The sequence below is a fragment of the Pseudomonas tohonis genome (assembly GCF_012767755.2).
GTDB lineage: Bacteria > Pseudomonadota > Gammaproteobacteria > Pseudomonadales > Pseudomonadaceae > Metapseudomonas > Metapseudomonas tohonis.
In genome coordinates this window covers 4,650,803-4,663,125 of the sequence record NZ_AP023189.1, presented here as the reverse complement: position 1 = coordinate 4,663,125, position 12,323 = coordinate 4,650,803, and the positions used below count along the sequence as shown (strand labels likewise).

The window sequence follows — 12,323 nt, the reverse complement described above, 5'->3', positions numbered from 1 at the left end:
CACAAGAACGAGACCGGGAGGCCCGGCCATGCGTGTGCTCAAGACCCTGCTGCTGCCCGTGCTGCTGATCCTCAGCCTGATCGGCGTGGATGGCTTTCGCCCATCCCCCTCCCCGCGACCGGCGGCTGCGACGGGCGCCGGGCGATGAGCACCCTCGGCCGCATCAACCTGCTGGTGGTGCTGTTCTTCGCCGCGGTGACCCTGGTCTGCACCGGTGTACTGCTGCGCCAGGCCAGCCAGGACGTGCAACGCGAGATGATCGCCGCGCGCGCGGTGGTCGAGTACCTGCACGAGGCCGCCCGGCGCGACCCCAGGGCGCTGGAGTCGGCGCTGGCGCGGGGCCTGCGCCATGTGCGCATCCACTGGCAGGGCGAGACGCCCCCGCAACCGCGCGGCCTGGACGCCTGGCTCGGTGCGCGGCTGTTCCCGCCCGCCGAGCAATACGGCGAGCCGCTGCAACTGGACGATGGCCGGCGCGTGCTGATCAGCGTCGACCCGGCGGACGAGATGGACGAGGTGGAGGACTCCCTCATCCAGCTGCTGGTGCTGTTCGGCCTGGCCCTGGGCCTCAGCCTGCTGGCCATCCGCGTCGCGGTACGCCGGGGCCTGCGGGTGCTGGACGAGCTGCACGCCGGCTTCGACGAGATCGCCCGTGGCCGCCTGGCGGTACGCCTTGACCAGCATTCGCTGCACGAGGCGCGCCTGCTGGCCGGCCACTTCAACGAGATGGCCAGCACCCTGGAGCAGGTGCGCAACGACAACGCCGAACTGACCCGCGCCCTGCTGGCGCTGCAGGAGCACGAGCGCAAGCACCTGGCCCTCGCCCTGCACGACGACATCGGCCAGTACCTCGCCGGCATCCGCGCGCAACTGCTGCTGTTGCGCTCCATGACCGGCCAGGCACCGGGCGCCGGTGCCACCCTGCGCAGCCTGGAGGACAACTGCCAGCGCATGCAGGACAGCTTCCGCGCGCTGGTGCGCGACCTTTACCCCGTGGTCCTGGAGCGCCTGCAACTGGGCGAGGCCGTCGCGCTGCTCACCGAGCAGTGGCGCAGCGCCCAGGGCGTCGACTGCACCTTGCACCTGGGCGAGGACCTGCCGGTGCTGCCCGCCGCCGACCAGGCCCATCTCTACCGCCTGCTGCAGGAAGCCCTGACCAACATCGCCCGCCACGCCGACGCCAGTGCGGTGAGCGTGCGCCTGGAGCGCCGCGGCCGACGCCTGCGCCTGCTGGTGGGCGACAACGGCCGTGGTGCCGTGCAGCCGCCACGGCCCGGCATCGGCCTGCGTTCCATGCTGGAGCGGGCGCGCTGCCTGGGCGGCGACCTGCGCCTGCGCACCCGTGCCGGCAGTGGCTGGCTGGTGCGCCTGAGCATTCCCCTGGGCGAAGCCTGAACAACCTGGAGAACCTGCGATGAAGATCCTGCTGGTGGACGACCATTCCGTGGTGCGCCAGGGCTACGCCAGCCTGCTGCGCGGCCTGCTGCCCGAGGTGGAGGTGAGCGAGGCGGCTAGTGGCGAGCAGGCCCTGCAACTGGTGCAGGACAGCATCCCCAACCTGGTGGTGATGGACCTCTCGCTGCCGGGCATCAGCGGCCTGGAGACCACCCGCCGGCTGCGCCAGCGCCTGCCGCAGCTGCGCGTGCTGTTCTTCAGCATGCACGACGAGCTGCCCCTTGTACGCCAGGCGCTGGACGCCGGTGCCGCCGGCTACATCACCAAGAACTCCGCGCCCGAGGTGCTGGTGGAGGCGGTGCGGCGCATCCTCGCCGGGCACGCCTACATCGAGCAGCCCCTGGCCACCCAGCTCGCCTGCCACCCGGCGCACCAGGCCGGCGACCCGCGTCTCTCCGGCATGACCCAGCGCGAGCTGGAGATCTTCACCATGCTCGCCCGCGGCATGCCCGCGCGCAGCATCGCCGAGCACCTGTGCATCAGCGCCAAGACGGTGTCCAACTACCTGACGATGCTGAAGAACAAGCTGCAGGTCAGCTCCCAGGCGGAGCTGGTGCACCTGGCCATCGATACCGGGGTGTTGCGGGTGGGGTGAGGGGGCAGGGCGCCCTGCAGCTTCACCGGTGTAGGCGAGAATGCATGGGCTCTGCCTGCCCTGTCGCTACCGCGTGGGTTTCGCTTCGCTCTACGCCACGCAAGCCATTGCGCCCCGAGCGTGATGCGCACACCGATGAAGCTGTTGGCGAGGAGGTTGGAGCAGCGGCCAAACGCCCCTTTCAGGAGGCCGAGCGCAATCGTCGTTTCAGGGGTTGAGCGACATGGATGTCGCGAGAGGCGTACCGGGCCATGGATGGCCCGTTACGCCGTGCCGCTGAAACGATGATGGAGCGAGGGGAGTCTGGCGAAGCCAGACCCGTATGGAGGGGCAAGCGCTTTTGGTTACTTTTCTGGCGATTGAGAAAAGTGACTCGCCCGGGGGGGCGAAACAGAAACCATCAGCAAAACTCGGCAATCGGCTTGGCCAAAAACTTTCCAGCAACACTTAACGCAGACAGAGCCATCCCATATGGAGGTGGGGAACCACGTCCTACGGATGGCGCGTGCCGCAGGGTGCTTCCGGCGAGCCCGAGGTGCGCGCAGCACACCCTACGTCCGGAGTGAGCGCCGGCCGTATGCGCCGAGGTCTGATCGTGCGCTCCTTCCAGGAGTCGAAAGCAAAGCCACGTTCTAAGAACGTGAATGTCTAATCGCCATCGGGTTCACCCCTTCAATTGACTCGCGAACTGCCCCACGGCGCTGACCACGCGCTGGGCGCCGTCCTGGATCTCGACGATCACCGAGCCCGCCTCGTTGGCCAGGTTGAGGCCCTCCTCGGCGTGCTGGCGGCTGCTGGACATGCTGTCCACCGCGGCCTGGGCCAGGCTCTGGTTCTGCTGCACGACCTCGACGATTTCCTCGGCCGCCTGGCTGGTGCGCCCGGCGAGCTGGCGCACTTCGTCGGCGACCACGGCGAAGCCGCGGCCCTGCTCGCCCGCGCGGGCCGCCTCGATGGCGGCGTTGAGGGCCAGCAGGTTGGTCTGCGAGGCGATGCCGCTGATGGTCTTGATGATCGAGCTGATCAGTTGCGACTGCTTGTCCAGCGCCTCGATGCCTTCGGCCGCTTCCTGCACCTGGTTGGTGATCAGGCGCATGACGTTGACCGTCTGGCTGACCACCGAGGCGCCCTTCTGCGCGGTGGCGTCGGTCTGCTGGGAGGTGCTGTAGGCGATGTTCGCCGCCTCGGCGACGGCCTGCTCCTGGTTCACCTGGTCGGTGATCACGGTGGCGAACTTCACCACCTTGTAGAGCTGGTCGTTGGTGTCGTGCACCGGGTTGTAGGAGGCCTCCAGCCAGACTTCGCGGCCGTGGGCGTCGATGCGCTTGAAGCGGCCGACGACGAACTCGCCGCGCAGCAGCTTGGCCCAGAACTCCCGGTACGCGGGGGAGCTGGACTCCTCCGGCTCGCAGAAGACGCTGTGGTGCTTGCCCTTGATCTGCTCCAGGCGGTAGCCCATGGCGTCGAGGAAGCGGTGGTTGGCGTTGAGCACCTCGCCCTTGAGGTTGAACTCGATGACGGCGGTGGAGCGCAGCAGGGCGTTGATGAGGCCCTCGTGCTCCTTGGCGGTCTCGATGGTCCGGGTCAGGTCGTTGGCGCAGACCACGATGCTCTGGATCTGCCCGCGCCCGTCCCGGATCGGTTGCCAGATGCAGCGCAGCCAGGCCTCGCGGCCGTCGCCCCGGAGCAGCCGGTACGCGCCGTTGAAGTGCTCGCCGTTGGCCAGGCCCTGGCGCATCTTCTGGTAGTTGGGGTCGCGGTGGAAGGTCTGTGGGATGAGCTCTTCGAGCGTGCGGCCGATGACATTCTCAGGGCGGTACTGCAGCACATCGAGGAAGTTATCGTTGACGGACAGGATGCGACCCTGGAGGTCGATCTCCATCACCAGCATTTCCTGGAAGATGGATTCCTTGATCTGCTGGGCCCGGGCGTTTTCCTCCCGAAGGTGCTCCAGCTCCTTTTTCAAGCGCGTGTTGAACATGGTCGGAACCCGTTGGCTGAGAGTATGGAACTGCTTGGTCAGCGCATCGGCCCTGCCGGTACTTTCTTAAGGGGCTGGCGAGAAATTCGACGGGGCGCGGCTTGAAAAGTGTAGACGCGCTCCGCTTGGTCATCATTTTTCCCAGTCGACGGGGCATTCCCGGCAGCCTTCCATGTTCACCCCCTGGAACGACGCGTAGTGGCGGCGGGCGCCGCTGAGGTCGGCGTTCTCCAGGTTGGCGTCGCCCAGCTTGGCTTCCTGCAGGTTGGCGTCGTTGAGGTGGGCGCCCTTGAGGTCGGCGCGGCTGAGCCAGGTCATTTCCAGGTCGGCGGCGCTGAGGTTGGCATCGTGCAGCCTGGCGCCGGAGAGGCGGGCGAATTCCAGGTAGGCGGCGGTCAGGTCGGCGCCCTTGAACTGCGCGCCCTGGCCGAACAGCCCCCAGCCCTGTACCGCCACGAGGCGTGCGTTGCTGAGGTCGGCCAGGCGCAGGTTGCTCTGCTGCAGGCTGGCGCGGGTCAGGTTGGTGCCCACCAGCTGGGCCTTCTCCAGGTTGGCCAGGTCGAGGTTGGCGTGGCGCAGGTCGGCGCCGGAGAGGTCGGCCCCGGCGAGGTTGATCCTGTGCAGGTCGAGGTTGCGCAGGTCGGCATTGCGCAGGTCGGCGCCGGGACACTGGCTCTCCGGCTCCAGGCGGCAGCCGTCGATCACCTTGACGGCGTCCGGGGCGGCTTCGGCTTGCGGGGCGGGGGCCTGGGCCCAGGCGAGCCCGACGACCAGCATCAGCAGGGGGAGGAACATGGGCAGGTAGTTCATGGCGGCTCCTGGTGCGTGGCGGGGAGTCGGCGCGCCCGTAGGCGCGCCAGGGAGGGTCAGCGGCTGGCGGTCTTGTTGTCCCAGCTCGGCAGCTTGAACACCCAGAACGAGCCGCCCTGGGCCACCGGCTTGGTCAGCTCGGCCATGTCGCCGCCCCACAGCGGCACGGCGCCGCCGTAGCCGACGGTCACGCCGATGTACTGCTCGCCGTCCTGCTCCCAGGTGATGGGCGGGGAGACGATGCCGCTGCCGGTCTGGAACTTCCACAGCTCCTTGCCGGTTTTCGCGTCGAAGGCCTTGAAGAAACCGTCGCCGGTGCCGGTGAACACCAGGTTGCCCTTGGTGGCGAGCACGCCGGCCCACAGCGGCAGGTGCTCGTTGTGCTCCCACACCACCTTGCCGGTGGTCGGGTCCATGGCGCGCAGGCTGCCGACGTGGTCGTCGTACATGCGCTTGATGCGGAAGCCCATCCCCAGGTAGGCGGAGCCCTTCTTGTAGTTCACCTCCTCGGTCCAGTAGTCCTCCTTCCAGTTGTTGGCCGGTACGTAGAACAGGCCGGTGTCCTGGCTGTAGGCCATGGGGTTCCAGTTCTTGCCGCCGAGGAAGGGCGGGGAGACCTCCACCGCCTTGCCGTGTTTCTGGCCCGGCTCGGGCAGCGGCGGGCGCTGGCCTTCGTTCTCCACCGGGCGGCCGGTCTTCAGGTCGATGTGGCTGGCCCAGGTGATGTTGTCGACGAAGGGGAAGGCGTTCTGCAGCTTGCCGTTGGTGCGGTCGACCACATAGAAGAAGCCGTTGCGGTCGGCGTGGGCGGTGGCCTTCACCGTCTTGCCGTCCTTGCCCTTGTAGTCGAACAGCACCAGTTCGTTGTTGCCGGAGAAGTCCCAGGCATCGTTCGGGGTGTGCTGGTAGAACCACTTCACCTCGCCGGTGCTCGGGTCCACGCCCACCTGGCCGGAGGTGTAGAGGCTGTCGTAGTCGTGCGGGTTACCGCCCTTGGCGGTGCGTGCCCAGGTGTTCCAGGGGCCGGGGTTGCCCGCGCCGACGATGATGGTGTTGGTCTCGGCGTCGAAGCTGGCGCTCTGCCAGGGGGCGCCGCCGCCGTGGCTCCAGGCTTCCACCTTGCCGGTGGGGGAGTTCTTGTCGTCCGGCCAGGAGGGCGCCTTCACATCGCCCGTGGGGGTGCTGTCCTTGCCGTTGAGGCGGCCCATGTGGCCCTCGACGAAGGGGCGCATCCAGACTTCCTCGCCGGTGTCCGGGTCGCGGGCGAACAGCTGGCCGACCACGCCGAATTCGTCGCCTGAGCTGCCGTGGATCAGCAGGGTCTTGCCGGTCTTCTGGTCCTTGATGAGGGTTGGGGCGCCGGTCATGGTGTAGCCGGCGGTGTGATCGCCGAACTTCTTGTTCCACACCACCTTGCCGGTGTCCTTGTTCAGCGCCACCAGGCGGCCGTCCAGGGTGCCGAAGAAGATCTTGTCGCCGTAGATGGCGGCGCCCCGGTTGACCACGTCGCAGCAGGGGCGGATGTCGTCGGGCAGGCGGTGGTTGTAGACCCACAGGCGCTTGCCGGTCTTGGCTTCGAGGGCGAACACGCGGGAATAGGACGCGGTGACGTAGATCACCCCGTCGCGCACGATCGCCTGGGATTCCTGGCCACGCTGCTTCTCGTCGCCGAAGGAGTAGGACCAGGCCGGTACCAGCTTGAACACGTTCTGGTCGTTGACCTGGGCCAGGGGGCTCCAGCGCTGGGCGTTGGTGCCCATGCCGTACTGCAGCACGTCCTTGACCGAGACATGGTCGTTGGCGATGTCTTCCCAGGTCACGTTGGCGGCGAAGGCGCCGGCGCTGGCGGCGAGGCCGCCGGCGAGCAGGAGGCCCTTGATGGCGAGGCTGAGCGGGCTGGCAGGTTGGGGGTGCGATCTTGTTGTCATGTGTGCGGTTCCCGTGGTCGTTGTGGACCAGTGCGCCACCTGGCGTCCTGGCGCTTCGAATACTGGAAGCGCCACCGCCTGCGGGATACGGAAAAACTCCCGCGCTTGCCGGGAAAACTTCCCAGTGCGGGCATGACTTGGAACCGCTGCCAAAGCGCCTCGATACACCTCCGCCCGGCTTGCTACCAAGGGAGTAGGGCGCGGCCACCAAAGCAGCATTCGGCCCTGCACGGGCGCTCCTTACCATCCTCGTCACCACGCTCCTGCCGAGCGTTCGCCTTGCCCAGCATCTCGAAGAGGATGGAAGTCATGAATAAGCACAACGCCCTGCGTGGCCTGATGTTCCTTGCCGGTCTGAGCCTCACCGGTCTTGCCCTGGCCCATGGTGATGTCGTGCCGCAGGCCGTCAATACCGATGGCCTGGAGCCCCTGGGCAAGGAATGGCGCGATACCAACCCCTATCGCGCGCCCTATGAGAAGAACGCCCTGGCGGTGGAGATCGGCGCCTCGGCCTACAACCAGAACTGCGCGCGTTGCCACGGCCTGGAAGCCAAGTCCGGCGGCATCGCCCCCGACCTGCGCCTGCTCGAAATCAGCGCCGACGGCGACGAGTGGTTCAAGGAGCGCGTGATCAACGGCGCGGTGCGCGACGGCGCGGTGTACATGCCGAAGATGGCCGACTTCCTCAGCCAGGAAGCGCTCTGGGCCATCCGCTCCTACCTGGAAAGCGTCCACGTCGAAGAGTGATCGCCATGCGCCTGCTCGCCCTGCTGTGCTGGTTGCTGTGCCTGCCGCTGGCGCAGGCGCAGGTACGCCCCTATGACGACATCGTCGCCTCCGGGGTGCTCAAGGTCGCGGTCTACGAGAACTTCCCGCCCTACAGCTTCCAGCAGGACGGCCAGGCGCGCGGCGTCGACGTCGACCTGGCCAATGCCCTGGCCGAAGCGCTGGGGCTCAAGGCCGAGCTGATCTGGGTGATCCCCGGCGAGAAGCTCGACGACGACCTGCGCAACTACATCTGGAAGGGCCACTACCTGCGCCCCAAATTGCTCGCGGACGTGATGCTGCGCGTGCCCTACGACCGCGACTACACGGCGCGGCGCAACGACGTGGGCGAGCTGGTCAACGAGCAGGTGGTGATCTTCGCCCCCTACCAGCGCGAGCGCTGGCACCTGGTGCACGACACCCGGCGCCTGCCGGTGGTGGACAGCATCGGCGTGTTCCGCCTGCACCCCATCGGGGTCGAGCTGGAGAGCGTGCCGTCCTTCTACCTGACCTCGGTGTTCAACGGCCAGCTCAGCGCCAACACCCGCCACTACCCGAGCCCGGCCGCCGCCTTCGCCGCCCTGCAGGGCGCCGAGGTGGATGCGGTGATGGCCCTGCGCGGCGAGCTGCAGTGGCTGCTGCACGAGGCCGCCGACCCGGCGCTGAAGTCCTCCGACAACACCTACCCCAACCTCGGCCAGCCCCTGTGGGACATCGGCATGGCGGTGCACGAGTCCAACCGCCAGCTTTCCAACGCGCTGGACATGGAGGTGGAGGCGATGGTCCGCGATGGCCGGCTGGCCGCCCTCTACGCCCGCTACGGGCTGACCTACGAGCTGCCCGGCCTCTACCAGGACGTGCAATGAGGCGGGCCCCGGCCTGCCAGGGAGAACCGCCATGCGCCACCTGAACACGCTGCTGCTGGGGCTGTGCCTGGGGGCCCAGGCCCTCGCCGCGCCCGACCCGGGCAAGGACCCGATGCCCTCGGTGATGTGGGAATTCCACCACCAGCGCATCCTCGGTGGCGCGCCCTATGTCTTCGACGACCGCGTAGCGCTGCTTGCGCCGCCCTTCGCCGAGGACGCCCGTCAGGTGCCGATCCAGGTCGACGCCCGGGCGCTACCGGGCAAGGTGACGCGGGTCATGGCCTGGGCCGAGCTCAACCCCATTCCCCGGGTGTTCGACTTCCGCCCCGGCGATGCCGTGCTGCCGGTGGTGGCGATCCGCATCCGCATCGAGCAGGCCACGCCGATCCGCGCGGCGGCGCTGACCGAGGACGGGGTGTGGCACATCGGCTCGGCCTGGATCGATGCCGCCGGCGGCGGCTGCACCGCGCCCAGCGTGGTGCGCGCGCAACCCGGCTGGGAGGATCGCCTGGGGCAGATCCACGCCGCGCGCTTCCCCCTGGGTGACGACGAACGCCTGCGCCTGCGCGTCGACCACCCGATGGACAACGGCCTGGTGGGCGGCATCCCCGAGTTCTTCCTCAACCAGGCCGAACTGCGCGACGCCGCCGGCAAGCCCCTGGCCACCCTGGAGCTGTTCCCGGCCGTGGCCGAGAACCCCACCATCAGCCTGGACCTGAAGGGCCACGAAGGCGCGCGCCTGTGGCTGCGCGACAACAACGGCAACGAATTCGAAGGAGGGCTCTAGGCATGCGCCTGCTCGTGCTGGTTTTCCTCGTCGTGCTGCCGCTGCTGTCCCGCGCGGAGCTGGACTACCACCTGCAACCCCGGCAGATCGCCGAAGGCACCTGGCTGCTGGAAGGCAGCACCGACAACTTCGCGGCGGGCAACGGCGGCAACGTGGTCAACACCGCCTTCATCGTCACCGACGACGGCGTGGTGGTGATCGACAGCGGCCCCTCCAGGCGCTACGGCGAGGCGATGCGCCAGGCCATCGCGCGGGTCACCCCGCAGCCGGTGGTCCGGGTGCTGATCACCCACCACCACCCGGACCACGCGCTGGGCAACCAGGCCTTCGCCGACGTGCCCATCGCCGCCTTGCCCGGCACCACCGAACTGCTGCGCCAGCAGGGCGATGCCATGGCCGAGAACATGTATCGCCTGGTGGGCGACTGGATGCGCGGCACCGAGGTGCTTCTGCCCACCGAAGCCGTCACCCCCGGTACCCTTACCATCGGCGGCCACCCGCTGCGCCTGCTGGCCCTGCGCGGCCACACCGGGGCGGACCTGGCGATCCTCGACGAGCGCACCGGCGTGCTCTTCGGCGGCGACCTTCTGTTCTACCAGCGCGCCCTCACCACCCCCAACAGCCCGGGGCTGGACACCTGGCTCGCCGACCTCGACCAGCTCCAGGCGCTGCCCTGGAAACTGCTGGTGCCCGGCCACGGCCCGGTGGCCCGCGACGATGCGATCTTCGCCCAGATGCGCGACTACCTCGGCTGGCTCGACGGCCTGTTGCGTGACGGCGCCAAGCGCGGCGCGGAAATGAACGAACTCATCCGCGCGCCCATCCCCGAGCGCTTCGCCGGCATCAGCCTGACCCGCTACGAGCTGGTGCGCAGCGTCAGCCATCTCTACCCGCGCTACGAGCGCGAGCGCCTGCCATTGGCTGAGTGAGGCGCAGCGGTGCCGCGACGCGCTCCGCAGGTTGGACGGGTTAAGCGTCGTCCACCCTAGCTGTTCTGCGTTCCCACCCCGCGCAGGCGTACCCCCGGGGCGTAGGGTGGAGGTCGCTTCTTACCTCCACCAGACGGAGTCGGGTGGGGGCACGTCGTCATGCCCGATCGTTCGGTGCCTGGGCCTGGCAGCGGTGGGCTGAAGCCCACCCTACGCCCACCCACTCACCCACGCCCACCCTGTGCCTCCCCTTGCGCCCCTCGAACCGTGCGGCCCGGTATTGCTACCAAGGAACTACGAATCTCCGCACTGAGGTGAATTGGCGGGGAGGGCGGGCGAACCAAGAATTCGCGGCAGACCGGGAAATTTTCCCGGATGACAACAACAAGCCCGCAGAGGTAGCCGCAATGAACCCCACCGGTTTCACCCAGCCTTTCGTCCGCACGGCGCTGTTCGCCGCCATGACCCTCGCCAGCCTGTCTGCCTGGGCGGGCGTCACCGACCAGGACATCAGCGATGCCGGCAAGCGCAATGACCAGATCGTGGTCAACGGCCTCAACCAGCAGGGCCAGCGCTACAGCACGCTGGACACGCTGAACACCGACAACGTCAAGGAACTGCGCCCGGTCTGGGCGCTGTCCTTCGGTGGCGAGAAGCAGCGCGGCCAGCAGGCGCAGCCGCTGATCAAGGACGGCGTGATGTACGTCACCGCCTCCTACTCGCGGGTGTTCGCCGCCGACGCGCGCACCGGCAAGAAGCTCTGGCAGTACGACGCGCGCCTGCCCGACGGCGTCATGCCCTGCTGCGACGTGATCAACCGGGGCGTGGCCCTGTACGGCGACCTGGTGATCTTCGGCACCCTCGACGCCAAGCTGGTGGCGCTGAACAAGGACACCGGCAAGGTGGTGTGGAAGAAGACCGTGGCCGACTACAAGGCCGGCTACTCCATCTCCGCCGCACCGCTGATCGCCAAGGGCAAGCTGATCACCGGCGTCGCCGGCGGCGAGTTCGGCGTGGTCGGCAAGATCGAGGCCTATGACCCCACAACCGGCAACCTGCTGTGGAGCCGCCCCACCGTGGAAGGCCACATGGGCTACGTCTACAAGGACGGCAAGGCGATCGAGAACGGCATCTCCGGCGGCGAAGCGGGCAAGACCTGGCCGGGCGACCTGTGGAAGACCGGCGGCGCCGCACCCTGGCTGGGCGGCTACTACGACCCGAGCACCGACTCGCTGTTCATCGGCACCGGCAACCCCTCGCCGTGGAACTCCCACCTGCGCCCCGGCGACAACCTGTTCTCCTCCTCGCGCCTGGCGCTGAACCCGGAGGACGGCTCGATCAAGTGGCACTTCCAGACCACCCCGCACGACGGCTGGGACTACGACGGCGTCAATGAGCTGGTGTCCTTCGACTACCAGGACGGCGGCAAGACCATCAAGGCCGCCGGCACCGCCGACCGCAACGGCTTCTTCTATGTGCTCGATCGCACCAACGGCAAATTCATCCGTGGCTTCCCCTTCGTCGACAAGGTCACCTGGGCCAAGGGCCTGGACAAGAACGGCCGGCCCATCTACGACGACGCCCACCGCCCCGGTGCCCCGGGTGACGCGAAGAAGGGCACCTCGGTGTTCGTCGCGCCGTCCTTCCTCGGCGGCAAGAACTGGATGCCCATGGCCTACAGCCAGGACACCGGCCTGTTCTACGTGCCCTCCAACGAGTGGGGCATGGACATGTGGAACGAGGGCGTGACCTACAAGAAGGGCGCGGCCTACCTGGGCGCGGGCTTCACCATCAAGCCGCTGAACGAGGACTACATCGGCGTGCTGCGCGCCATCGACCCGAAGACCGGCAAGGAAGTCTGGCGCTACCAGAACTACGCGCCGCTGTGGGGCGGCGTGCTGGCCACCAAGGGCAACCTGGTGTTCACTGGCAACCCGGAAGGCTTCCTCATGGCCTTCGACGCCAGGACCGGCAAGAAACTCTACGAGTTCAACACCGGCTCCGGCGTGATCGCCTCCCCGGTCACCTGGGAGATGGACGGCGAGCAGTACGTCACCGTGGTCTCCGGCTGGGGCGGCGCCGTGCCGCTGTGGGGCGGCGAGGTGGCCAAGCGCATCAAGGACCTGGACCAGGGCGGCATGATCTGGACCTTCAAGCTGCCCAAGGACCTGGTGGCCAAGCGCTGACGGACGTGCGCGGCGGCCCTT

Annotated in this window: 10 protein-coding genes; 7 read left to right on the top strand and 3 right to left on the bottom strand. The window is 68.1% G+C overall.

What is annotated here, in order from left to right:
- The first annotated feature begins 144 nt into the window (after positions 1–144).
- Together HSX14_RS21075 and HSX14_RS21070 are read left to right on the top strand one after the other, a co-directional pair.
- Positions 145–1,395: a HAMP domain-containing sensor histidine kinase gene (locus HSX14_RS21075; protein WP_173172405.1), complete on the top strand. Its 1,251-nt coding sequence runs from the start codon at positions 145–147 to the stop codon at positions 1,393–1,395.
- 19 nt (positions 1,396–1,414) lie between these two features.
- The gene (locus HSX14_RS21070; protein WP_173172407.1) at positions 1,415–2,050 is read left to right on the top strand and encodes a response regulator; all 636 of its coding nucleotides are present in this window, start codon (positions 1,415–1,417) and stop codon (positions 2,048–2,050) included.
- A 664-nt stretch (positions 2,051–2,714) separates the two neighbouring features.
- On the opposite strand, the gene HSX14_RS31435 is transcribed toward HSX14_RS21070, so the two are convergent.
- The 3 genes from HSX14_RS31435 to exaA all read right to left on the bottom strand — a co-directional run bounded on the left by HSX14_RS31435 (position 2,715) and on the right by exaA (position 6,769).
- Positions 2,715–4,031, bottom strand: coding sequence for a methyl-accepting chemotaxis protein (locus HSX14_RS31435; protein WP_173172409.1), 1,317 nt, complete (start codon positions 4,029–4,031; stop codon positions 2,715–2,717).
- 132 nt (positions 4,032–4,163) lie between these two features.
- Complete coding sequence (locus HSX14_RS21060; RefSeq protein WP_173172411.1) at positions 4,164–4,841, bottom strand: pentapeptide repeat-containing protein; 678 nt, start codon at positions 4,839–4,841, stop codon at positions 4,164–4,166.
- A 56-nt stretch (positions 4,842–4,897) separates the two neighbouring features.
- Positions 4,898–6,769, bottom strand: a complete 1,872-nt coding sequence (gene exaA, locus HSX14_RS21055; RefSeq protein WP_173172413.1) for a quinoprotein ethanol dehydrogenase — start codon at positions 6,767–6,769, stop codon at positions 4,898–4,900.
- 309 nt (positions 6,770–7,078) lie between these two features.
- Here exaA and pedF point away from each other — a divergent pair, with 309 nt between their 5' ends.
- The 5 genes from pedF to HSX14_RS21030 all read left to right on the top strand — a co-directional run bounded on the left by pedF (position 7,079) and on the right by HSX14_RS21030 (position 12,302).
- Entirely contained in the window at positions 7,079–7,516 is a 438-nt protein-coding gene (gene pedF / locus HSX14_RS21050; RefSeq protein WP_173172415.1) for a cytochrome c-550 PedF, read from the top strand.
- Positions 7,517–7,521: 5 nt separating this feature from the next.
- Positions 7,522–8,400: a substrate-binding periplasmic protein gene (locus tag HSX14_RS21045; RefSeq protein WP_173172417.1), complete on the top strand. Its 879-nt coding sequence runs from the start codon at positions 7,522–7,524 to the stop codon at positions 8,398–8,400.
- Positions 8,401–8,431: 31 nt separating this feature from the next.
- Positions 8,432–9,187: a quinoprotein dehydrogenase-associated SoxYZ-like carrier gene (locus tag HSX14_RS21040; protein WP_173172419.1), complete on the top strand. Its 756-nt coding sequence runs from the start codon at positions 8,432–8,434 to the stop codon at positions 9,185–9,187.
- A 2-nt stretch (positions 9,188–9,189) separates the two neighbouring features.
- Complete coding sequence (locus tag HSX14_RS21035) at positions 9,190–10,116, top strand: quinoprotein relay system zinc metallohydrolase 1 (protein WP_173172421.1); 927 nt, start codon at positions 9,190–9,192, stop codon at positions 10,114–10,116.
- Positions 10,117–10,523: 407 nt separating this feature from the next.
- Positions 10,524–12,302, top strand: coding sequence for a PQQ-dependent methanol/ethanol family dehydrogenase (locus HSX14_RS21030; protein ID WP_173172423.1), 1,779 nt, complete (start codon positions 10,524–10,526; stop codon positions 12,300–12,302).
- Positions 12,303–12,323: the final 21 nt, after the last annotated feature.

Coding starts and splice junctions, on each gene's coding strand:
- HSX14_RS21075 (WP_173172405.1), top strand. CDS start 145: ATGAGCACCCTCGGCCGCATCAACCTGCTGGTGGTGCTGTTCTTCGCC.
- HSX14_RS21070 (WP_173172407.1), top strand. CDS start 1,415: ATGAAGATCCTGCTGGTGGACGACCATTCCGTGGTGCGCCAGGGCTAC.
- HSX14_RS31435 (WP_173172409.1), bottom strand. CDS start 4,031: ATGTTCAACACGCGCTTGAAAAAGGAGCTGGAGCACCTTCGGGAGGAA.
- HSX14_RS21060 (WP_173172411.1), bottom strand. CDS start 4,841: ATGAACTACCTGCCCATGTTCCTCCCCCTGCTGATGCTGGTCGTCGGG.
- exaA (WP_173172413.1), bottom strand. CDS start 6,769: ATGACAACAAGATCGCACCCCCAACCTGCCAGCCCGCTCAGCCTCGCC.
- pedF (WP_173172415.1), top strand. CDS start 7,079: ATGAATAAGCACAACGCCCTGCGTGGCCTGATGTTCCTTGCCGGTCTG.
- HSX14_RS21045 (WP_173172417.1), top strand. CDS start 7,522: ATGCGCCTGCTCGCCCTGCTGTGCTGGTTGCTGTGCCTGCCGCTGGCG.
- HSX14_RS21040 (WP_173172419.1), top strand. CDS start 8,432: ATGCGCCACCTGAACACGCTGCTGCTGGGGCTGTGCCTGGGGGCCCAG.
- HSX14_RS21035 (WP_173172421.1), top strand. CDS start 9,190: ATGCGCCTGCTCGTGCTGGTTTTCCTCGTCGTGCTGCCGCTGCTGTCC.
- HSX14_RS21030 (WP_173172423.1), top strand. CDS start 10,524: ATGAACCCCACCGGTTTCACCCAGCCTTTCGTCCGCACGGCGCTGTTC.